Genomic DNA, 22,836 nt, shown 5'->3' with positions numbered 1-22,836 from the left:
CCTGTTGCTTTAACAGAACGGGAAATAATTGCTTTTTGCAGTTTTCCTTGTTTAATTGCTGTAATTAGAGTCTCAACACGGTTTTGATAACTTTGGCGATCGCTAAAATCAACTTCTAAGGAAGATAACTCATAATTTGGCAATACATTCTCAAGCAATAATTGTTCTTGAATCTGTTCTAATGACTTAGTAGTCTTGATATGTATCCCTGTTTCTGTAAAGCGTAGTTCAGTCTCAGGAATCAAAAAATAAAGCAGTTCTTGGGAAATTGCTTTAGAATATGCCGAGTAGAACCGAGCTATATCAAATGCAACATAGCCATAAGCTGTCCAATTTTCAATATTTAAAGAATTGAGCAAAGCCTCTACTTGTTTCAAGGGGTCGCTTACTGGTTCAGAGTAAGATTTTTCTAAACCATTAACTGATACAGACTCTTGGCTGACTGACACCCTCACAAGCTCATTACCAGCAATACGAACTTCATTATTGCCTTCATACATTACATAGTTGGAAAAAATTCCAGCTTGTATCAAGTTATTTAAGACAATAATTGGCTCTTTTTTTTCCGGTACAAATGCTTCATTGTACTTAATTTGAGTCTTGAGTTCCGCTACCATTAATTTGACCTCATTTAATAATTTATAAGCGACACCAATTTTCTAATAAGAGACAACACATACTAACTAGTAAAAAAAGGCTGTTCGTGTAGCGTCTTTGAAGGAGAAGTATAAAGGCTAAAGGATAAAAGTAAAGGCTTTAAAGCCCAGTAACGACTAAGCACTAACCACTAACAGCCTTAACAGATAGTTGTGTTTATTTACGACGACTTACTTATAAGTCAAGCCAGCCACTACGAATAAAATACGAAAAATACGTATTTAGTAATTCCTTATTCACAGGGGGACAAGAGATATCGCTACCCTTCAGTGCGCTCAGTGTCTCAGAACAACTCAGTTGTGGGTCTATTAACTGCTGATACTTGTGGGAAACAGCTCGTTGCTCTTGAGGCAACTTTTTGAGAAAAAAGGGCAAAAGATGATATAAGGAATTTTCTCTAGAACGGACAGCATTACTCAGTTGCACTTGCCAATCTTGATAAGCAATGTGCTCAATAGAATAGCCTAAAGAACGGATAAAATCTGTCAATTCCTTCCAAGAGCCAGGGTGAGGATTGTTTAAATGGAAAGCCTTGCCTATAGAATCTTTTTGCTTTGATAAATAAACAATGCTTTGACTTAAATAATCTACGGGAGCTAAATCTAATCTATCGGTGATATCTGTCATGCTTCCCATTTGTATACAGCCTTTAATGGTACGGCAAACGACATCATCTTTATACCAAGCACCTGTTTGACTATGCCCGGAAATAAATGGTGGTCTATAAATCGAAACTGGAATTCCTCGCTGCAGTGCTATCATCATCAACTTTTCTGCCACCCATTTACTCTGGGAGTAAGCAAGCTTCATTCCCTCACTATGAGCGAGTGGATCTGATTCAGTGACGATTTTCCCCCAATAAGCAGGTGATTCAAAAACCGCGATCGTGGAAATGTAATGTACCGGCTTGGTTTTAGTTTGACTAGCTAGTCTAAGAATTTCTTGAGTTCCCAAAACATTGGTAGGCTTTAATGCTGAGTAAGGATAAACATAATTTATCCAAGCAGCATTATGATAAATAACATCTATCAGGCTGCTCATCTTTTGGAAATCTGATGATGACAAACCTAATAGTGGTTGAGATAAATCACCCAAAACGGGAATAATTCTGGAAGATAAATCCTCATTCCAAATGCCATAGGATTCTAAGTTCTTTTGAATCCTCATCTTACCTGACTCAGAATCCGTAGAACGTACCAAACAATAAACATTTGCTTGTGTTTGCAGCAGCAGTTCCTGAAGTAAAAATGCTCCTAAAAAGCCTGTGGCTCCTGTCAAAAAAATAGCAGCAGGCTCGGTCACAAATGAATCAATTGGTTTTTCAGGGAATATTAGAGAATCCAAAACAGCTTCTGAATTCAAATCCGCCGCTAACTCAGCTGAGAAAGGTTTTGAGACAAGCGTGCCTTTTGTTGCTAATTGCTGAAGTAATAAATTGGCTAATTGGCTAATATTAAAGTTGCCAATAAATATATCTATTGGTATGTTTACTCCTAGTTCAGTATCAATGCGGTTTTTTAAGTCAATATTCATGAGAGAATCAAGCCTCAGTTCATTTAAAGGCTTGTCTGGATCTAAATATTGAAATGAATCGATTTCCAAAACTTTGACAATTTGCTCTTGAATGTAACCAATTAGTAATTCTTGAGGTTGAGTTGCCGAAGTATCATTTAATTGTTGCAAAAACTCCACTCGTTGTGTCAATGGCTCTTCATTGATAGTTTGCTTTTTAATTTTGCTCAGTTCTTGTTCCACTAACAGCCGACGTAAAATTTTGCCTGTGGCTGACTTAGGAATTCCGTCTACAATTTCTAGCCTGCGAATTCTTTTATAAGATGCAACTTGTCCGGCGACAAATTCCATGATTTGCTCTGGGGTCGCTGTACCTTTAAGGACAACAAAAGCTTTTGGAACTTCACCACTAGTTGGGTGAGGGCTCTTGATTACACAGGCATCAGCAACAGCCGGATGACTCAGCAATACGGCCTCTAGCTCTGCTGGTGCTATGGAATAGCCATTGCACTTAATCAACTCCTTAATCCGATCGACGATGTAAATGTAACCGTCTTCATCCGTATAGACAATATCACCCGTGTGATACCAACCGTCTCCATCAATTGCTTTAGCAGTGGCTTCGTGATTATTTAAATACCCTGTCATTACCTGTGGCCCGCGTATCCACAGTTCTCCTGATTGATTGGCAGTTAATGGTTGTTGCGTATCAACATCTATAACTTGACATTCCACGCTAGAAATACTCTTACCGACTGAACCCGGCTTACTCTTGTAACATTCATCTGGAGCATTCAGACTCACACAGGTTTCTGTTGTTCCATATATTTGCTTGATGACGCAATGAGGAAGAAGTTTTTCACATTCTTCGATTAATTCACGACTCAAGGGTGCGGCGGCTGAAGTTAGTACCCGCAAGCTGGAAAGATCGTATTTTTCTACTAATGATTGCTTGACCAGTGGCAGCAGCATTGGTGGTACTACATAGATACGAGTAATTTGATGCTGCTGAATCAGGCTGAGAAATGTTTCTAAATCAAAGCTTTGCATCGTCACAATAGTTGCGCCGCAAGCAAGGCTGTAATTCAGCATCAGCATACCGTAAGCATGAAAAAACGGTAAAACTCCGATGAGTCGATCTGCCGAGGTTATTGGTTCGCAGTTTTGAAATTGGTAAAAGTTTGCACCAAAGGTATAGTGGGTGTGCATTACACCTTTAGGCAGACCAGTTGTACCACCGGAGTACAACAATACCATCAAATCTTCTTTGGGATCGATTTGTACTTGCGGTACTTCCCCTTCGCTTTCTAAAAGCACGGAAAATGAAGTAGTGCCAACAGCCTCACCAAACACGAACACTTCTTTTACTTGTGACTGACCAACTGCTTCTAATACTGGAGTTACAAGGTCAGGTGTTGTGAGCAGATATTTTGCATCGGTATTATCCAATTGGTATGCAAGCTCTTGTGCTGTATAGGATGGGTTTACTGTAGAGATTACCCCGCCTAAACTGATAACGGCATGAAAAGCGATCGCATATTCTGGAAGATTAGGGCTGTAAATAGCTAAAACATCACCCTTGGAGAAGCCACGCGCAGCCAGCCCAGCAGCGACTCGACGGATGGAGTCTGCCAATTGTCCATAAGTTATTATGCGATCGCTCTGTCCTTCAATCAAGGCTGGTTTGTTTGCTAATTCTACTGCCCGTTGCAATACAAATTTTGTCAACGGCTGCTCGGGAATATGAGTTTCGGGAGATGGACTGCCAAAGATCATAGAATTTCTTTTTTAAGTAAATATTTATGGAAAAAACTTTTTATGCCTCATTTCAGCAAGCGCAACTAACAAATACTGGCTTAAGTTTTCCAGCTACTTGCGACCACTTGTAGATAGAATTTACTTTGCTTGTTGTTGTGGTTGTCATTGTTTAAACTCTTCAAATCGCTTAGAAGGCATAACATCACATTTCATATTTCTTAACTTCTCAAACTTTTAATAAGAATGCAAGGACAGTTAAGACAGTTAGGTGGACGTTTAAGAAACCGATCGCAAATAAAAAGACAGTTAAGACAGTTAAAATAGTTAAGCGAAAAAATAGACAAATATAGACAAATTTAGGTAAAAAGTGCGGTTTAGGGGGTGTAGTCATTGAGGGGTTCCCTGTCCCTCAGTTACTCAAAGTTGGACGAGCGATCGCCCGTGCCCTTGTAAGTCAGCCAAAAATTGTTTTAGCCGATGAACCAACAGCAGCACTCGATAAACAATCCGGGCGTGATGTTGTGGAATTAATGCAGAAGCTTGTTACGAAGAAGCAGTAGCAAATGGAACTGAGGCTTTAGAGTCACTAGTCATGGCTTATCAAGCTACAGGTGAACTGCTTCCAGAACCCACTGTTAATAAGGCTGCGTAGTTTTGAATATGTACCTCACGCTTGTCGAGAACCGCTACATGAGACCAACACAAACTAAAAGACGTTCCCTCGCACGGGTTGCAGCGACGTAGCGCTCGCATCTTTCAAGTAATTCTGCTGTCGCGAGATGATTCATTGCGTCTGATTCAGTTGTACACCCCATTGCGATCGCTCGAAATTCCAACCCCTTGATTCGCTTCATTGTACCAAGGCGAACCCCTGGTTCCTCAGGTCCTGGATCTTCTTCTCGTGGTTTGAGTTCAAAAGTTGAAATACCTTCAGCTTCTAAAGCAGTTCGTATTGCTCCTTTGTAGGGAGTGATACAGATTTCATGAGAAGCCAAGCCGTCCTGTGCGATTAGCTGTTTTGCCCAAGTAGCAATACGCTTTGCCTCTTCTTTCTCATCCGTACACTTAACAATCTCTGGTTTAGGACCTTTAAAAACAGAGCGATCGCCTACAATTGTAGTTTGTCCATCGTCCAAATCGTCAACTGCAATACCTTCAAGGATAGATTGAGCAAACAGCCGAATCTGCTCACTGGTGCGATAATTTACTTTTAATTGCCGGGAGCGACCTGTAACATAAATGCCTGCTAAACTTAAAGGCACTTTTGTGCGATAAATGCGTTGGTGTCCATCCCCAGCAACACATAGAGGGTCAGACAATCCCTTATTCACCTGACTCAGTGCAGCAATTAACTTCAAAGCTTCCAGACTGAAATCTTGTACTTCATCGGCTAAAACGTGCCTGAATGGTGGAAAGTTACCTTGCTCAACTGCGAATCGTGCTTGATGAATTGCACCTTCAAACGTCAGGAGGTTGCGCTTGAGTAATAAGCGTCTAAAAGCCTGGAATACCTTCCACGCTTCACGCCGTTCTTTTCTACCCATACGGGGTCGCCCTGTACGCAAGGTAGTTAAATAAGCTTCTTCAGAATCAATGCCATTGGCGTCTATGACAAGGTCAAATTCCTTCTGGAGTTCTGCTTTTGACATTGGTAAATCGTCCAGTGTAAGTACCAATACGGATACCTGCTTTTTTTAGGGCTGGATTTTCCCAGATGGCTTTGGCGAAGCGCCGTTCTTGGTCGGTGGCGAGGGCGTTCATGGGGTAGAGGACTATAGCTTTGATACCCGGATGTCCAGTTTTACTGCCACATCCCAATCTGTAGTTGCTCGACCTTGAATTTTATATTGACTGTCAAAAATTAACAATCTTGCTTGAGCGCCTATCAACAACATTGGAATTTGTAATGGCTCTATAATAGCTTTGAAATCACTGAGAAATTGTTTTATATCTAAATTAAGTTGTTCATTCATGATGTTTTACTCAGTGATTTTTCTTTTAGAAAAATATATTTATTGTAAAGCCGATTAGCTGTTTCTTTTAACCGCTCATCTGGCTTCAAAGCCAATTCAGCATGAATTAGCAATGGGTCGGCGACAGGTTTAGATTCATCATCTTTAAAATTATTCTGAGTTCCAAATTGTTTGAGAATAGTGATGCTTCCTTTTGGATCTGGTTTGAGGCGTAGCTGAGCGGTTATGATGCGATAATTTTCTTGGTGTGGGATGTGAAGAACTGCACTGATTGGTTGTAAATATCCTGTCAGTATAGCAGCACCTAATTCTCCACCAATTAATACTGAGTGAGTTTTAGTTGATTCTAATAACTTGTTGCTCATATCAGAAAAATTTAGATTTCCTATGGGTGTAAATGTATCTATTAAAAGTTCTGACCTTAAATTCTCTATATAGCCCATCTCCCACCTTTCTAGAAGTTTGGTATAATTTTCCATTCGATATTCTCTACCACTTTGACGTTGTAAATAATTCAATTCATACAAAGAAGTTAAACTGCGTTTTACAGTTTTCACATCCACCCCAGCAACTTCTGCTATAATTTGCAAATCTTCTTTCAAGATAGAGGGATTTTGAAGTAGGGCGTATGCTACTTTCAAAGTACTGGGAGTGATTTTAGCAGCAGAGGATGATTTCTTGTTTTGAATTGAATTGCTCTTAAGTAAGATATAAAAGTAGGAATTGTTTAGATAAATATTGCCCGTAGTGTCTAGAAACTCAATATTTTTCTCCAAAAGTTCATTAACTACTGCATCAGATAGTGTGTCTGTCACCAGTAATGGTCTTTGGCTATCATTCAGGTGTTCTTTGAGATGATTCAGATAGTCAAGTGTTGAATCGAGTGTTTCCAGAGTTAGGGGAGATTTGATTTCAACAACATATTTTATTTCATGGTAAGGTGTGCATATAGTCAGCAGTCCATCAGCTAGAGTCTTGCCTAGAAAAGGTTCTAAGGTTGCTGTTGTCTTAATCTGGGGTAATTCTTCCAGATGTTGCAAACATTTTTGTAGCCAAGGATGCTTTGGTTGCATAGGAAATAAAAGTTTTGATGTTCCTGATAATTTAATTCAACCTCAAATTAAGTTTTTCGTTACATTAAACCTCCTTCATGCCGTAGCGTCTTTTAAACACGTCATAGGCAATTCTGTAATCTTCTTCTCGGTCAACTTTGGTAAATGGTGGATAGAAGGTTTTGGTAACTGTTTCTAAGCCATCGTTGATTTGCCAGCTGACAGTGAGGGGAGTCGTACCATTCCAGTCTTTGCGGGCTTCGCGGACTTCTTTAGACGCTTCTACACGCTGTACCAACCATTCAGCATCACGGCATAAGACTCGCATTCCAGGAGCCAGGGGCAGGGTATTAGGCATAAAAAAATTGTATAAAAAAATACAATCCCCTTTTTAATTTAGACTGCGGCTCATAACACGGGAAATATATTTCCGTGTTGATTTTTTTACTTTGGTATAAATTAGATAAGTGCTTCAATATACCTGTATAACACCTTGATTTTTTCATGTCAATATCGAGTATAATTCTCAAATTGACTGTGAAAATAGGGTAAAAGCCTCGGTTTTATCCGGAGCAATTAATTGAAAGTTGTAATCATAAACACAAAATATAAATTGTTTAAAATAATACTTGTAATAATACTCACCTAAGTATCACTGATATAGCTTTCATCCTTAAAGAAACCACAACTTTATAAAATGTCTTTTACACTTGGGGGCTGTTGTAAGAAAGCTCACCAGCACTTTGCTATGATATTTAAATGGGATAACTGTGCGACTTTTGACTAAGAATGGGACAGTTAATGCTATTCAAGCTTGATTTGGCGTTGATACAGCTTGCTGGTATCAGAGCGCGATCGCCATTTACTGAATCCCCACTGGTGGACTGAAATCGGTTGTGTATTACTCTTCAGAATCAAACAAGAATTATGGCTTACTCAGACTTCAACGATTTACCGAGTGTAATCAATCAATTTCAACTAGAGTTAATTCAAGAAACACCACAGTTATTTTCAGATGCTCCACCAATACAACCCAGCAATTTACTTAATGAAATTCTCAGAAGAAACGCGACAAGAGTTGTTCTAGAATTGAGAAGTGAAAAAGAAAAAAGCGAACGAGTTATCAGTCCCATATTAACAGAACTGCAAGAAATTTCCAGTACCCCTATTAACGTGTTTTCAGGAGAAACGTTTAATGTAGACAAATCAAATGGTTTAAACGGTGTGTGCGACTTCTTAATATCAAAAAGTCCGATAAGTATTACGATCGTTAAACCCGTAATAACCGTAGTTGAAGCCAAAAAGTCAGATCTAGCTTTAGGCTTACCTCAATGTATTGCTACAATGGTGGCTGCCAATAAGTTTAATAAAGATATGCAACAGGTTTTTGGTGTAGTTACTACAGCAACACAGTGGACTTTTTTGAGTCTAAGAAATAATGCAGTAACCATTGACCCTACCATATATTTGTTTCCACCTGTAGATAAAATTTTAGGAATCTTAGTGGCAATGGTAACTAGTACAAATGATGAGGCTTAGAAAAACGATTCACCCTTGGTACAGAGCGATCGCTTTCAGAAGCGCTTCATCCACAGGGTTTGTAGCCGTTAAATGAAGCGCAACACGGGAGTCAATTCCACTTGCTTTTGTTTTACTAATATCAAGAATTGCTTAGACGTTTTTGTTCTTCGTCGTCATCTTGGTTAAACTGCTTGAATTCTTGTTCTAACAAATCAGTTTCCGTAGAGTAGACCAAATCTTCACTACCAATGACTTTTTCTGTGGCAAACTGACGGGCATAAGCAATTTTGTTTTGTAGGGAAGTATCTGGCTCTGCTAGTATTCTTGCACGGGTTTGGCGATCGCGATTCCTAGAGGCAATTTTGTTATTGCGCCATTGAATCCAAAAGTAACGGACTAGAGGTACAACCAAAAAACCCGTACCGTAAGCTAACAGCAGCCAGTAAATACCTTGAACAAAAGCAACCAATCCTCCCAACTGTGCTGCTACACCATCTCTTAACAGACTTCCCAGCACTAGAGCACCAACAAAGTTGGCGACGCCCAAGCCAGCGCTTAACATAATTTGCCCTGAAGTTGCGGCGCTGAATCGCCAGGGAAATTCCATGAGATAGTCTGACAGGGGAGAGTAACGTTGTTTTTTAGCCGCACTCACCTGCAACTCTGGAAAGTAATAAACAATTTGCCCTTCCGGGCTGACGGCTGGCTGTCCATTAAAGCGAGTTAGGACGGGCAGCATATAATCTTCGTACTCCTTGGCATAACCTTCCCCAATATCATCAAGATAAGGAGCAATCTGCTCGGCTACAACTGCACCTCGGTTATTCCGAATGACAGTAGCAATTTCTTGCCAACGGCGTTCTTCTAAGTTGGTATTGGGGTTACCGTCGCCAAACAAAAATGAAAAGACAGCTTCAAAGAAATTGAGATTGCTTTTTTCCCGCCGCCTTTGTCGTTGATGACTATCGTAGTCAGGGCTGAGATACCAGAAGAGGTCGGGGAAATAGAAAAAGCCAAAGCTGCTGCCTCGGTCATCACTATCGCGATCTGAATTGGCAGCAGAGATGATGAATATAATTGTGATAGTTATCAGTGCTATGGAAGCAATGAGAAAAATTCCAAAGGAAATCCGAATGAGGTAAAAAAGGATTCCCCAAACTTTTTGCCACCATTCCTGCAACCTTAACTGAAAGTATTTATTACGTAAAATAGTCCTAAAATTTTTAGGAAATAGGTAAACAATATCACCTGTATCTGAGACTTGTAAATGTCCACCAGCATCAGAAGCAAGGGCGAGTAACCCTTGACTTGCCTCTGCAACATTTAAACCTGCTTTGGTTGCCACGTCACCAACAGTGACGCGGTAGCCTAGTTGTTCTACAGTTTGCATAATGGTGGGATTTGGAGCCATCGCTCTTCCCTCGCAGCGAAAAATATTCTTCCTTCTTTAGTATAAAGATTTATTTTTTTTGCTAGGTTGGGCTTGAGGTTCGGCAATCCCAAATGAATTTCGCTTACTCATATCTTGCAGCATCGCCTTATTGCAAAAATCAAAGCCCAAAAAGCTTATTCTTTCGTTGGGTGGGCACTGCCCACCACCCCGTTGTTGAGAAGGTGCAAGATATCAGCTTATAAGGTCGAACGACAGGTTTGAATTAGTTACACCATGTTCGGTTGAACACTTACACTAGGTTTGTCGTTGGGATGCATGGGAAGACAGCGCAACTACGAACAAATTATTTTATAAGTTATTAACCGAACATGATATTATCGGTCAACTAGTACACGTGGGCACAAATAAGGATACCATTGCACGCTGGTTGTAAAGCCTGCAGTGTAAGGCTCTGGCTTTCATCCTTTAGCCTTTATACTTTAGCCTTTTTATACTAGAGTTTCCTCTTTTTCTAAAAACAGGTTGGCAATGTCAAATAAAAGCTGCATAGTCCCTTGATAGCCAACTTTAGGTAACCGACTATGACTTAAACGGTCAAAAATAGGGATTCCTTGACGATAGAGAGGGATTTTGAGCCGTTTTGCGATCGCCCCTGCGTGGGAGTTAGCAATCAGCAAATCAGAACCCACTGCCATGTGCTCGAAGTCCTCCAAATCACCTATAGTAACGCTAGTGATAGGTAGTTTTTCTAGTAGAGGAGAACGTGTTGTCGTAACCGCTGCATGAATGTGAGCCCCTATTGATTGCAGGAAATAAACCGTTGACCAAAGTAAGTCTGGCTCAAGTGCTAAAGTAACACGCTTGCAACTAAAGTAAGAATGTATACCCAGCATGACATTTTGCAACTGTCGGCGTTGGCGGCGATATTTTTCTGGTACACTCATACCACTGATATCTACCAAGGCTTGCAGAAATTTGTCAACTGCTTCTAATCCCGTCAGTTCACCAAACACTTCATACGGTATGCCAAACTTCTGCTCTAAAATTTTCGCTGCACCCCGCATGCTCTCGCCTACTGCCAAAGTGTAGACAGATTTGCCGATGTTCCGTAATTGGGCTCTTGTGGTACCGCGAGATGTAGTGGCACTTTTAAAATCATCTGGATAAGTATCTAGTAAAGCAGAGAGGTCAGGCACGATAATAGGCTTCAATCCAAAGGCAAGAGATATCTCTTTGATTTCTTGTATATCACCCGGAGTGAAGGCAGAACTTGCCAAAATCGTGACTTGCATGGGATCGACATCTTGCCTCTCATTTTTTTGAGGAAGTTCTTTAACGATACTCTCCACTACAGCAGCAAAGCCATCTTGTAATGCACCCTTGAAATCCGGTGTAGAGACTGATACAAAAACTAAGTTGTTTAGTTCTGGGTGACGCTGGCGAATTTCTTTGACAAACCGTCCCATGTCATCGCCTCTGGTTTCTACCAGTCCAGTCGTTAAAAGACCAATCATTTCTGGTTGATGCTTTTGTACTAACGTCACAATTGCCTGCTCAATATTCTCCTCACTACCCATGATGGTTGAAACTTCTGTCATGGCTGTAGAAGACAGGGGAATTGTTTGATGCAGATGGTTTGCTAAAATCAGTTTGATAAAGCCAGCACAGCCAGGAGAACCGTGTAAGGTTGGCATGATTCCTTTTAATCCCAAAAAGGCTAAGGCTGCACCCACTGCTTGGCTTTGTTTAAAAGGATTAACTGCAATTGATGAGTTTGTTACACTAACGATAGCCATTATCTCTCCATGTCTCTGTGTCTGAGTGTTTCTATGTCCTCTTCCCACGGCGCGGATTTACCTACCAGCTGCCATACAGGGTTAGTGAGAGTTGCATACAATTTTTGTGCCGCTTCTAAAATTCCCGTGTAACCTATATAGGAATGGCGAACTTCTGCCTTAATGTCTAGGAAAGGAATCCTGGTTTTAACAGAGGCATATTGATGGATGTCTGCAGCGATTAAAATATCGGCTTTATTTTCATTAATTATCTGTAGTATCTCTTGATGACCTTCTAGTTGGAGAATAGTACGATAGCTTCGCTCCTTCTCGGAGGGCAGATCGCTCCCCAATAGTCTTTTAATTCTTGCTCTATCATCCTCGCTCATTTTAAGAGCGGCGATCGCGATAACCTCCATATTTAAGTGCTTGACCGCCGAGAGAATTGACCAACTTCTCATATCTGCGGTATCAATAAGAACGCGCTTACCTTGCAGATAGCTGCGATAAGGAGCGAGTTTTTCATCTAGAGCAGCAGTTTCAGAGGCAATCAACTTTTCAGCACGTTCTTGTAAATCTAAATCAGCCAACCGAGCAGCAATATTGCGTAAGCCTTGGTTTATGTTTTCTATGCCATAGAAAGACTCTTGAATGTAGGGAATACCAAAACGCTTTTCCATCTTTCTTGCCATTTTTAGCAGTGCAGTGGATGGACCAATTACATTCAGCTTAGCATGGTGAGCGTAACAAACTTCTTTGTAGCGAGCATCGCCAGTAATTTTGGAAAGGACTCTAATACCCAATTTCTCCAACAGAGGCAAAATGTTCCACATTGCACCTGCAACATTATAGTTACCAATGAGGTTAATATCGTAAGGAGTGGTAAATTCTGGTTGGGCTGTGCCGATAACGTGTTCTAGCATTGCTTCACCAGCAAGGCGGATACCCTGGCTTTTCCCACCTACAAATCCGGGACAGTCTACGGGAATAATGGGAGTTCCTGTTTTCTCAGCAGCATTTGAGCATGCTCCATTAATATCATCACCAATGAGGGCAGAAACGCAAGTGGAATAGACAAACACGGCGGCAGGTTTATAGCGTCTTTCTAATTCCAGAATGGCTTTGTACAGCTTTTTTGCTCCACCAAAGATGATATCTTTTTCATCCATGTCAGTGGTAAAATACACCTTATACATCATGGAACCAGAAGAAAGACTGCCACGATTTCCCCAACAGGTGTTAATGCAACCGCTTGGCCCGTGAATTAAATGAGCAGCATCGGTAATTGGTACGAGAGCTTGCATTGCACCATCAAAAGCACAATCCTTTTGAATGTGTTTAGTTAGGGGGAATTGCGTGCAAGAGTGATTCTTCTTGTCTGAGTGCTCTTGATGATTGTGTTCGTATTCTGGCTCATTGAGCGAATCGTTAATTTTTCCTGGAGTGGTTTTCATTTCTGTTGTAATAATGGGTAGAGGTTTTAGAGGTTAGTTGTCTTGAAAATAAATTACCCCCCTTAATCCCCCCTTATAAAGGGGGGAAAATTGCACATCTAATTCCCTCCCCTTTATAAGGGGAGGTTAGGAGGGGTAAAAATAATGTGCAAATTCACAGAAAATTGGTATAAATCCTTTTTTCTTTTTTCCATCTGTAATCTTCCCTGACTATAACAATGGGGATAAAAGGGAATGGAAAAGAACAATTCTCCATTCCCTAAAATGTAACCAACCAACTAATAAAAGGAGAAAACAAACCAACTAAGCTAGTACAAAAAGGGTGAAGTATGAAGGCTAAAGGATGAAAGCAACAGGCTTACACTGTAAGCTTTACAGCGAGCGTGCAATAATGATAGTCTTCTTTTCGCGCCCTGTGTACTAGTAATTTTGCCACGTAAAAATTGACAAATTTATATGGACACGGAAAACTTAACAGTCACAAAACTATGCGTTGACCACTTAATACCTCCACATCCTTCTAAAGATTTAGACGAAGGCAGGCTTTTTTAGCCCACCTACCCACTTCTTATCGAACTTCTACGTTTCCTTTCTTAACGGCTTCTAACGCTTCGCCTATCTGGTCTTCCTGCTTTTTCTCAGTATCTGCTTGAGCTACAGCAGTACTATGAAGTTTTTGAGCATTTTCTTCGCTTTCAAGGATACCAAATTCAATCAACAAAGCTTCAAGCTCGTCCATTTCTAGTGGAGTTGGAACGGCGTGAAAATCATTGTTAATAATCTTTGTAGCTAATGCACGGTATTCATTTGCTTGATTGCTGTCAGGTGCGTATTCGTTCACGGTCATCCGGCGCAACTCGGCGTGCTGCACGATGTTGTCGCGGGGTACGAAGTGGATCATCTGGGTGCTTAATCTCTTAGCTAACTCGCTAATTAAGTCCCATTCTCGGTCAGTTTTACGGCTATTACAGATTAAGCCACCCAAGCGCACGCCACCGGAATGAGCGTACTTGAGAATACCACGAGAGATGTTGTTGGCAGCAAACATCGCCATCATTTCACCAGAGGTAACGATGTAGATTTCTTGTGCGTTGCCTTCACGGATAGGCATAGCGAAACCACCGCAGACAACGTCACCCAATTCTAGAACGTCAAACCACCCTCTTGTACTGGGGGCGCGTCCAACTGCGATGGTCATTTCCGCAAATCTCCAAACTTTTATGATTACAGATTGCCTCTCTCCACTTGGACGACAGAGGTTTGACCGCCGCCGACCAGCAGAAAGTTAAGAGGCTTGTCAGTTTAGTTTACAATTTTTAACTGACTTTAATCTTAATTCTATGTATAAATCTCTAATTTTTCCAGTATGTATTCAAATTTATTTAATTTCTTAATCAAATGTATTACTCATACTCCCCCGATCTGGTGGAAAGCCGCCCCAAATCCCTACCCCCAACCCCTTCATGTAGCGCTAGAATGATTCCTGAGCCTGAAATTTGATTAATCATAGATGTATACCATTGACTTAACAGTAAAAAACACAGCTTTCCCTGTATCCATAGAACGTAAGTCAGCTGAGGATGCTGAGGCACTATACCAACTTATTTTGAGGGCAATGCGAACCAATGACCCTGACATTGTGGAATTACAAAGTGAGGGCAAAACAGAGAAGAAAATTGCTGTTCGCGCTAGTGAAATTTCAGGGATACAGATCGTTCAGAAAGATGGTTCAGCCACAGGAGCAGGCAGAACACCGGGTTTCTTTGCGATCGCAGGTGAATAAACCAACTACCAACCACTCACCAGCCTGATTGGTTTGGTAGGTCAAATCCCCAACTTCATCACAGAAGCTGGGGATTTCCACCCCAGTGACCAGTTATCAGTTACAAATGACTAGTGACTAATGACGAATGACGAATGACAGAACTAGGCATTGAGGTCAAGGATTTAAACTTTAGCTGGTCATCGGGAGAGAATGTTATACACTCTTGCTCTCTCGAAGTGCCTAAGGGAGAATTTTGGATGCTCTTGGGTACTAATGGCAGTGGTAAATCCACCTTACTTAGATTGCTAGCAGGGATATTAACGCCCCAAACAGGCGAAATTAAACTTTTGCCTCCTGTGGGCTTTGTGTTTCAAAACCCAGATCATCAACTGGTGATGCCAACAGTAGGTGCTGATGTCGCCTTTGGGTTGGTGGAAGAAAAACTACCACCAGTCGGTGTCAGAGCAAGAGTTGAGGAAGCACTGGAGGCAGTAAATTTGCTGTCATTACAAAAGCGCCCTATTTATGCATTAAGTGGCGGACAAAAACAGCGAATTGCCATCGCTGGTGCATTGGCGCGTCGCTGTGAAGTTCTGTTATTAGATGAACCCACTGCTCTACTCGATCCTGATAGCCAATTGGAATTAGTGGCTGGAGTCCGCCGTCTCGTGAAAAGCCGTGGTATTACAGCCCTTTGGGTAACCCATCGCTTGGAGGAATTGAATTATTGTGATGGTGCTTTTTTGTTGGAAAAAGGCGCTTTAGTAGATCGAGGTGAGCCAGAACGGTTGAAACAACGTTTAATGGAATTACACGAAAATCCACGCTCGCTGACAACTGACCCATGACCAAAATTTGGTCATTGGTTTTTATCAAAAAAGCTTGAGAACAACTGTCTTAATACTTTGTAATGGTCTGGCAGAGACGATCTGTCATGGCTACAGCATTTTTTTGCATTTGTAACATAATGTTACAAGGCATGATTGGATTACTATAAAACTTATGAATGAATTTTGTTAACTTTAGAAGACTGTGACCCAAAATCATGCCTCCTTCTTCACCCCAGACCGTCTTGCTTGTGGACGGTTACAACATCATAGGCGCTTGGCATTGCTTGAAAAAAACTCGTGATACTGCTGGACTAGAAGCAGCACGCGGGGAACTAATAGAAGCTCTGACCAGTTACAGTGCATTTCAAGGCTACGAAACTCAAATTGTATTTGACGCACAATACCAAAATGGTTACAGTAATCGCGAAGTGATTACCTCTGTTCTATCGGTTCATTATACCGATTTTGGGCAGACAGCAGACACGTACATAGAAAAACTTTGTGCATCTTTGCGTCATCAAGTAGCTCAATCTATTATATCTCGTATCATTGTTGCCACATCAGATAGAGCACAGCAGTTAATGATTATGGGATACGGGGCAGAATGGCTATCAGCACAGCAACTGTGTTACGAGGTAGAAGCTAGCGTTTGTCGGGCACGTCAGAAGTATCAACCCCGAAAACAATCTCACAAAAGATTTTTAGCAAATTCCATTGATGATAAAGCTCGTCAAAAGTTAGCTGAGTTGCGAATGGGATTCACAAAATCTTAATTTCTTGTGTTGGATTCAACAGAAGAATACGTAGAAGTCTTTCCAAGCAAAGATATCTTTGCTGTGTCAGGAGAGTTAAGGTTTAGAACTAGGCAATATCTAGACCAAAAGTCCTTTCGTTTAGAGCCTTCAAAAGAATTTCCAAATTTTTTTTCAAAAGGGCTTGCCATTCCCAGGAAACTCCATTAATATAAGTAATCGTGAGCAGCATTCCTCAGTAGCTCAGTGGTAGAGCGACCGGCTGTTAACCGGTTGGTCGCAGGTTCGAATCCTGCCTGGGGAGTTTAAAAGTGTAAAGACGTGCTATTATAGCGCGTCTTTTTTAAATTGGGTTTTATAAGATAGTCACAGCCAGTTCTGTCAGTGCAAGACCATGCGTCTCGTACCTACTGATTTGTGCCACCCATAAAAGTACTTATGAAAAGTAACAATATGTATTTCTAATAAGTTGCTATTGTTACCCATAGAATCTTTAATGAAAGAATTTTAAAAAATATTTCTATTAAGTCCCGAAAATGGGAACCATACTTTTTCAGAGGAGGTCACTCTCCCCAGATTAAGACTTATATTTCAGTCTGAACTGTAGGGACAGAAGGAAGCACTTTTGTGTAAAAGTTTCCCAAGTCCAGGAACTGGCTGACAATTGCCATTCCATTGAACGGAATTGTCTTTAAAGAACAGTGACCGAAAATTCCCTAAGAGTACCATACTATAGGTTTTATGAAGTAATGTATTACCTCTTAAATCAAGTTTCCCAAAACGATCGGCAATCGATTGACTCTAATGGTTGGAACGTTATAGAAACGGAGTTCAACCCCGCTGAACTGCATTATAAAGAAACAGTCTTCACCCTTGGCAACGGTTACCTGGGAACAAGGGGAACCTTTGAGGAAGGATATCCCAACGAATTAAGTGCAACACTGATTCACGGTCTATATGATGATGTTGCGATCGCCACTACAGAACTTGTGAACTGCCCCAACTGGCTGACGCTAGTCGTAAACATAGGAGGGGAACGCTTTCGTCTGGATGCGGGCGAAATCATTTATTATGAGCGTCGGTTGGATATGCGCTTGGGTCTAGTGAATCGTGAGGTGAGGTGGCGTTCAAATAAAGGACACACCATAGACTTCCACTTTGAACGTTTTGCTAGTCTTGCAGATCGACACGTTTTAGCCCTCCGTTGTCAAATCACATCACAAGACTTTGAAGGTGATGTTTCTGTCGAAATTGAATTCGATCCCGATCCCTATAGCCAAGGTGTCAAACACTGGAAAACCCTAGATCGGGGGAGTGCAAACAATATAATTTGGCTGCACGGCCAAACCCTTCATTCTAAGATGCAACTTGGCATGGCAGCTAAGCTATTAGTTGAAGACAAAGAAGCCGTTGTCCCCCAGCCCCCTTGCGCCCCTTACCCCCACACCTCCGTATCCTTCCACTGTTCGCCACAAGAAACAGTGACAGTAGAAAAAATCATCACAGTATTCACCTCACGGGAAACTGAAACCCCCATTACCACTGCTTTAAATAGATTGGCTGAGACCCCAAGTTACAGCACTTTGTTAGCGGCTCACATTGCCGCATGGGAAAAAGTGTGGCAAGACAGCGATATTGTGATTGAAGGTGATATCAAAGCCCAGATTGCCGTTCGCTACAACCTCTTCCAGTTGCTTGTTGTAGCACCGCGTCATGACGATCGAGTCAGCATCGCTCCAAAAACTCTCTCTGGTTTTCCCTACAGCGGTCACATCTTCTGGGACACTGAGATTTTTATCCTTCCCTTCATGACCCTCACGCAACCAGCACTAGCACGTAACTTGCTCACATACCGATATCACACAATAGATGGGGCACGACGCAAAGCGAAAGAAGCGGGATATGCAGGAGCCATGTATGCTTGGGAAAGCGCTGCTACCGGCGATGAAGTCACTCCCCGTTGGGTACCAAGTCTAAAAGGTGAATCAATCCGTATTTGGTGTGGCGATCTTGAAGTGCATATCAGCGCTGACGTAGCTTATGCGGTTTGGCACTACTGGTTGCATACGGGTGATGATGAATGGATGCGCGATTGTGGCGCGGAAATTGTCCTAGATACTGCCGCTTTCTGGGAAAGTCGAGTTGAGTGGAACCCAGAACGCAATTGTTATGATATCAGTGATGTGATTGGACCTGATGAAAATCACGATCGCGTGGACAATAACGCCTTTACCAATTTGATGGTGCAGTGGCACTTGAGAGTGGCATTGGCACTGTGGGATTGGTTGCAACAAGCCTACCCCAATAAGTCAGCAGAATTGGCAAGCAAGCTGGAATTGGGAACCAAACAGTTTGAAAGCTGGGCATCTATTGCCAGTCAATTGTACGTGAACCAAGATTCAGAAACGGGTTTGATGGAACAGTTTGAGGGGTTCTTCCAGCTAGAAGATGTGAACTTAGCTGATTACGAACCCCGGACAAAATCAATGCAGGGTCTTTTGGGAATTGAAGCCACAAGTCAAAAGCAAATTCTCAAGCAACCGGATGTGTTGATGCTCATGTATCTGCTGCGCGATTGCTACGACCAAAAAGTTTTGCAAACCAATTGGAACTACTACAGCCCCCGTACCGATCACACCTACGGTTCCTCCCTTGGTCCGGCAATTCACGCCATCTTAGCTTGTGACCTGAATCAACCAACAGAAGCTTACACCCATTTCATGCGAGCAGCCTTGGTAGATTTAGAAGATGTGCGGGGTAACGCAGCAGAAGGAATTCACGCTGCCAGCGCAGGTGGAGTCTGGCAAGCTGTGGTTTTTGGATTCGCTGGTGTCCGCATGACTCAATTTGGACCTGTTGCTTGTCCCAATCTGCCTTCTGGTTGGACTCGCCTGAAGTTCCGCTTAAACTGGCGCAATGAGTGGTATGAGTTTGATTTGACGAGCGGTGAAAAGATTGTGGAGATAACAGCACCAGAGGATACTGAAGCAGTACTTGTAGAATTGACATCGTAGGCTACCAAGTCGTTAGACAGGACTACGCGCCTTGCTGTCTTAACCGCAAAGTCTTGACGTTGCCTACTTACCTTTAAGTGCTTTCGGGACATCCGGTATTGGAATGCTGCTTTATATCGCTGGGTTGGTTGGTGCTTACCTCTTCCCATTCTTCCTCCGTTTCTGGTGGTTTCTCCTGCAACAACCCTACAAATTATGCCAGGTTCCTAGCTCAACCAGCTGCTGCTCAAAAGCAGGGTCATAACCTTTAGCAATAAGCAATAAGAGCAGCATACTCTGTGTCGGTCATATTGAGGTTTTGGATCGGTGGGTTGGTCATTATTAAGGGGAGGGGTGCGATCGCTTCACTACAGCATAACGGCAGATCGCACCTACCAAAAGTTCTCATCTTTTAACTTGCTTGATTTTATGCATAAGCTAACTCGGTTTCCACCTATCTCATATCAGGTTCTCTTGACCAACTTCAAGCAACCACGTATTCTGCTTGATGTAATACCGCATTAAATTCTCACTCTAGCTTGGTGATAATGAGATTATCCGGTCAGCAACGTAAGGAACTACAGAATGCTCTAGTGGATGCTTTTCCGAATAAATCATCGCTAGAGCAAATGTTGTCCCATGAGTTAGACAAAAAGTTAAATGCGATCGCTGCCGGTGGTAACTTACAAGAAATTGTCTTTAATTTAATAACAACAGCAGAGTCTCAGGGATGGATTCGCGACCTAATTCGTGCTGCATATCAATCAAATCCTGGGAATTTATGTTTGCAAGCGATCGCACTCAACCCAAGGTGGAGTCAAGTGGAAGAACTTGAAGCCAAAAGCTTTAGTGTCAATGAGTTAGTACAGACAGCACGGGAAAACATCCACGACAGCATTAAAGAGCGCTGCGGTACGATGCGCGTGCTGGATATGACACAGCCAATAGGCTTAGACGATATTTACACCAGCGTTAACATTTTAGAGAAAATTATCGGACGCAGAAGGCTAGATATAGCTGAACTACTCCAAAACATCTCTTTAAAGAATTTTGAGCGCTTCAGCTTGGGTGATGTGCGTGAGAAGAGAGTCCCTGGGTTAGAAGCAGTGAACAAGTACTCAAAGTTAATGATTTTGGGTAAACCAGGAGCGGGTAAGACAACATTTCTCAAGCATTTGGCACTCCAATGCATTGAGGGCAAGTTTCAGCCTCAGCGCATTCCTATCTTTATCACACTTAAGGACTTTGCTGAAAAACAAGATAAACCTACTTTATTGAACTATTTAATAGACCTCTTTACCAGTTACAAAATTGCACCCAATACAAAGATCGACACAGGATGGCTAAACTCTCTCGCAAATTTAAAATTGAGGAGTGCAAACGAATCTCTTGATTTAACCGCTGTAGAACAACTGCTCAAGTAAGGCAAACTGTTGATGCTGCTAGATGGACTAGATGAGGTGAGAGAGACAGATAGCAAACGGGTCTTGGAGCAGATTAAAGAATTTACAACTCAGTTCCCTAAGAATCAATTTGTAATAACGTGTCGAATTGCAGCACGGGAATATACTTTTGTGCAGTTTACTGAAGTTGAAGTTGCTGACTTTGACTCTCAACAGATTGCTAGCTTTGCTAATAAGCTGGTTTGGTTGATTTACCTCTTTCTCAATAATTTCTACGTCAACAGCTGCAAGAAATATAACACGCAATTTTTAATAAAGCAATGTTAATTGATGAAGACAATCTGTATCGACTGTTCCCACCAGTGACATGAACTTCTATTCAACTGTTACGCAGTAGAAGTAAATTTTGAAAACTTTAATTCTGTCTTTTAAGCAAGCATGACAAACCCTAATTTAGCTCCAACGCCCCACCCTGTCCTCCCAAGGGCGAACGCCTCAATCGTGCTTTGTGCCACCGCAAGCGATCGCTAACTAGCTTTACACCAAAAAAGATTATTCCTGATTTTCATAAGAAGCTGCCAACTTCTCAAGATCTTCTGTTAATTCCTCCAACTTTTCATTAGATTCTTTAGCAATCTGACTACAGAATGTTGTTGAAACTAGACCTGTTGCGGTTGTAACACTTCCCTCTGTAGACTTTCCAGTTAGGATAAGCGCTGCACCAATCATACTGATACCAATAGACGCACTCAGCGCAATGAAAGAAATGTTGAAAGTTTGTCGTGCCTGACGTAAGTGCTCCTCAGCCATTATGGGGTGTATGCACGTTTTCGTTTCAAGGTAGTTACTAACTTAAATGATGCACCCAGTGTTTTTTTCTTGACAAATGTAACTCATTAAACTACGACTCCGAAGGAGTCAATCATGTGTTTCAATCCCGTTGCCGGGTGTCGCTAAGTTTCAAGGTTGCATTGGTTGTTAACGTGTCTGTAGAGGAAGAGGTTTCAATCCCGTTGCCGGGTGTCGCTAAGTTTCAAGCCAGCACCTATCAACCCTTTTAATAGGTGCTTTTATGTTTCAATCCCGTTGCCGGGTGTCGCTAAGTTTCAAGCACTCATACGTTTATCTTGCTCTTTACTTAGTTCCGAGTGTTTCAATCCCGTTGCCGGGTGTCGCTAAGTTTCAAGCATGGAATTCTCGAATGCGTAGTCAACTATAACCTCTGGTTTCAATCCCGTTGCCGGGTGTCGCTAAGTTTCAAGTCGTTATGTGAGGTGGTGGTACAGACGGCTCGCTATGTTTCAATCCCGTTGCCGGGTGTCGCTAAGTTTCAAGACCAATGAGTAGAAAACAATCGGTAGAAATAGAGTGGTTCTGGTTTCAATCCCGTTGCCGGGTGTCGCTAAGTTTCAAGTAAACCTTGCTTCGGCTGTATCCGTGCAAGGCTACGTCGCTGTTTCAATCCCGTTGCCGGGTGTCGCTAAGTTTCAAGCACGAATATCCAATCCTGTTGATAGGGTCTTAGCTGCGTTTCAATCCCGTTGCCGGGTGTCGCTAAGTTTCAAGTCCGCCATCTGAGACCCTTACAGAGCAAGGATTCTACAAGCAGTTTTGGCAGATGGAAAAAATGACCTCATTTCAGCCTCGCTTATTGACACAAAATCTCAACAATCTCGAATCTCAAAACGCTGTAACTATTAAATTGTCTAGGTTCTGGCGATTTTGGCAGAACCCCCCTGGTTTTAGCCCCCGCTTCGGCTTGCCAAACATCAATCTAGTAACATTATAGGCGGACTACATTCCAACGTCCAGAATCGGTTAGATATCTTCATGTTAATTGAACCGATCTGCCGAAGGCAGTAGCGAAGCTATCGCCAGTCGCACAACTGTAAAGCACGTACAACCAAAGAATCGAACTTTTTGAGGTTGTAAGCACTTTGAGCGATCGCACATCAAAGAAAGCGGGGGGTGGCAACTGTTAGCTGATTGCTACCCACT

Annotated in this window: 17 protein-coding genes, 1 tRNA gene, 4 pseudogenes and 1 CRISPR repeat array; of the genes and pseudogenes, 9 read left to right on the top strand and 13 right to left on the bottom strand. The window is 42.0% G+C overall.

Annotated features, from left to right (window positions below):
* A pseudogene (locus ACYRY3_RS21060) lies at positions 1-617 on the bottom strand (salicylate synthase); the annotation flags it as partial.
* Between the two features lie 214 nt (positions 618-831).
* Positions 832-3,945 (bottom strand): thioester reductase domain-containing protein, encoded by a 3,114-nt coding sequence (locus ACYRY3_RS21055; RefSeq protein WP_460203565.1) that lies wholly within the window; start codon positions 3,943-3,945, stop codon positions 832-834.
* 413 nt (positions 3,946-4,358) lie between these two features.
* Here ACYRY3_RS21055 and ACYRY3_RS21050 point away from each other — a divergent pair.
* A pseudogene (locus ACYRY3_RS21050) lies at positions 4,359-4,481 on the top strand (ABC transporter); the annotation flags it as partial.
* A pseudogene (locus ACYRY3_RS21045) lies at positions 4,472-4,579 on the top strand (type II toxin-antitoxin system HicB family antitoxin); the annotation flags it as partial. The pseudogenes ACYRY3_RS21050 and ACYRY3_RS21045, both read left to right, overlap by 10 nt.
* Positions 4,580-4,613: 34 nt before the next feature.
* Here the strand turns inward: ACYRY3_RS21045 and ACYRY3_RS21040 are convergent.
* The 5 genes from ACYRY3_RS21040 to ACYRY3_RS21020 all read right to left on the bottom strand — a co-directional run bounded on the left by ACYRY3_RS21040 (position 4,614) and on the right by ACYRY3_RS21020 (position 7,310).
* Positions 4,614-5,576 carry a UvrD-helicase domain-containing protein gene (locus tag ACYRY3_RS21040; RefSeq protein WP_460203564.1) on the bottom strand — a complete coding sequence of 321 codons (963 nt, stop codon included), beginning with the start codon at positions 5,574-5,576 and terminating at the stop codon, positions 4,614-4,616.
* A complete protein-coding gene (locus ACYRY3_RS21035) occupies positions 5,545-5,688 on the bottom strand; it encodes a hypothetical protein (RefSeq protein ID WP_460203562.1) in 144 nt (47 codons plus the stop codon). The genes ACYRY3_RS21040 and ACYRY3_RS21035 overlap by 32 nt, the downstream gene beginning before the upstream one ends.
* 11 nt (positions 5,689-5,699) lie before the next feature.
* Positions 5,700-5,900 (bottom strand): hypothetical protein, encoded by a 201-nt coding sequence (locus ACYRY3_RS21030; protein WP_460203561.1) that lies wholly within the window; start codon positions 5,898-5,900, stop codon positions 5,700-5,702.
* Complete coding sequence (locus ACYRY3_RS21025) at positions 5,897-6,973, bottom strand: type IV toxin-antitoxin system AbiEi family antitoxin (protein ID WP_460203560.1); 1,077 nt, start codon at positions 6,971-6,973, stop codon at positions 5,897-5,899. Before ACYRY3_RS21025 ends, ACYRY3_RS21030 begins: the two co-directional genes overlap by 4 nt.
* Positions 6,974-7,037: 64 nt before the next feature.
* Positions 7,038-7,310 (bottom strand): hypothetical protein, encoded by a 273-nt coding sequence (locus tag ACYRY3_RS21020; RefSeq protein WP_460203559.1) that lies wholly within the window; start codon positions 7,308-7,310, stop codon positions 7,038-7,040.
* 569 nt (positions 7,311-7,879) lie between these two features.
* On the opposite strand from ACYRY3_RS21020, the gene ACYRY3_RS21015 reads away from it, so the two are divergent.
* A complete protein-coding gene (locus tag ACYRY3_RS21015) occupies positions 7,880-8,491 on the top strand; it encodes a hypothetical protein (protein ID WP_460203558.1) in 612 nt (203 codons plus the stop codon).
* A gap of 121 nt (positions 8,492-8,612) precedes the next feature.
* Here ACYRY3_RS21015 and ACYRY3_RS21010 read toward each other — a convergent pair whose 3' ends face one another.
* From ACYRY3_RS21010 to ACYRY3_RS20995, 4 genes are all read right to left on the bottom strand, one after another.
* Positions 8,613-9,884, bottom strand: a complete 1,272-nt coding sequence (locus ACYRY3_RS21010) for a hypothetical protein (protein WP_460203557.1) — start codon at positions 9,882-9,884, stop codon at positions 8,613-8,615.
* A gap of 470 nt (positions 9,885-10,354) precedes the next feature.
* Positions 10,355-11,662 carry a nitrogenase iron-molybdenum cofactor biosynthesis protein NifN gene (gene nifN, locus ACYRY3_RS21005; RefSeq protein ID WP_460203556.1) on the bottom strand — a complete coding sequence of 436 codons (1,308 nt, stop codon included), beginning with the start codon at positions 11,660-11,662 and terminating at the stop codon, positions 10,355-10,357.
* Entirely contained in the window at positions 11,662-13,095 is a 1,434-nt protein-coding gene (gene nifE / locus ACYRY3_RS21000; RefSeq protein ID WP_460203555.1) for a nitrogenase iron-molybdenum cofactor biosynthesis protein NifE, read from the bottom strand. Before nifE ends, nifN begins: the two co-directional genes overlap by 1 nt.
* A 568-nt stretch (positions 13,096-13,663) precedes the next feature.
* Positions 13,664-14,293: a hypothetical protein gene (locus ACYRY3_RS20995; RefSeq protein ID WP_460203554.1), complete on the bottom strand. Its 630-nt coding sequence runs from the start codon at positions 14,291-14,293 to the stop codon at positions 13,664-13,666.
* A 312-nt stretch (positions 14,294-14,605) separates the two neighbouring features.
* On the opposite strand from ACYRY3_RS20995, the gene ACYRY3_RS20990 reads away from it, so the two are divergent.
* The 5 genes from ACYRY3_RS20990 (at position 14,606) to ACYRY3_RS20970 (ending at position 19,456) form a co-directional block, all read left to right on the top strand.
* Entirely contained in the window at positions 14,606-14,878 is a 273-nt protein-coding gene (locus ACYRY3_RS20990) for a hypothetical protein (protein ID WP_460203552.1), read from the top strand.
* A 134-nt stretch (positions 14,879-15,012) separates the two neighbouring features.
* Positions 15,013-15,708: an ABC transporter ATP-binding protein gene (locus ACYRY3_RS20985; protein ID WP_460203551.1), complete on the top strand. Its 696-nt coding sequence runs from the start codon at positions 15,013-15,015 to the stop codon at positions 15,706-15,708.
* A 197-nt stretch (positions 15,709-15,905) separates the two neighbouring features.
* On the top strand, positions 15,906-16,463 hold the full coding sequence (locus tag ACYRY3_RS20980; RefSeq protein ID WP_460203550.1) for an NYN domain-containing protein: 558 nt from the start codon (positions 15,906-15,908) through the stop codon (positions 16,461-16,463).
* A 211-nt stretch (positions 16,464-16,674) separates the two neighbouring features.
* A tRNA-Asn gene (locus ACYRY3_RS20975) sits at positions 16,675-16,746 on the top strand.
* A gap of 445 nt (positions 16,747-17,191) precedes the next feature.
* Complete coding sequence (locus ACYRY3_RS20970) at positions 17,192-19,456, top strand: glycoside hydrolase family 65 protein (protein ID WP_460203549.1); 2,265 nt, start codon at positions 17,192-17,194, stop codon at positions 19,454-19,456.
* Positions 19,457-19,703: 247 nt separating this feature from the next.
* Here the strand turns inward: ACYRY3_RS20970 and ACYRY3_RS20965 are convergent, their stop codons facing one another.
* Complete coding sequence (locus ACYRY3_RS20965; protein WP_460203548.1) at positions 19,704-19,844, bottom strand: hypothetical protein; 141 nt, start codon at positions 19,842-19,844, stop codon at positions 19,704-19,706.
* Positions 19,845-19,983: 139 nt separating this feature from the next.
* On the opposite strand from ACYRY3_RS20965, the pseudogene ACYRY3_RS20960 reads away from it, so the two are divergent.
* Positions 19,984-21,165, top strand: a pseudogene (locus ACYRY3_RS20960) (NACHT domain-containing protein).
* A 225-nt stretch (positions 21,166-21,390) separates the two neighbouring features.
* Here the strand turns inward: ACYRY3_RS20960 and ACYRY3_RS20955 are convergent.
* On the bottom strand, positions 21,391-21,648 hold the full coding sequence (locus ACYRY3_RS20955; protein ID WP_460203547.1) for a TRADD-N-associated membrane domain-containing protein: 258 nt from the start codon (positions 21,646-21,648) through the stop codon (positions 21,391-21,393).
* 118 nt (positions 21,649-21,766) lie between these two features.
* A CRISPR array of direct repeats spans positions 21,767-22,404; the repeat unit is 37 nt; unit sequence GTTTCAATCCCGTTGCCGGGTGTCGCTAAGTTTCAAG.
* Positions 22,405-22,836: the final 432 nt, after the last annotated feature.

The organism is Scytonema sp. NUACC21, from assembly GCF_054684315.1.
Note: the sequence above shows the minus strand (reverse complement) of the source record. Positions and strands in the feature narration are given on the sequence as shown.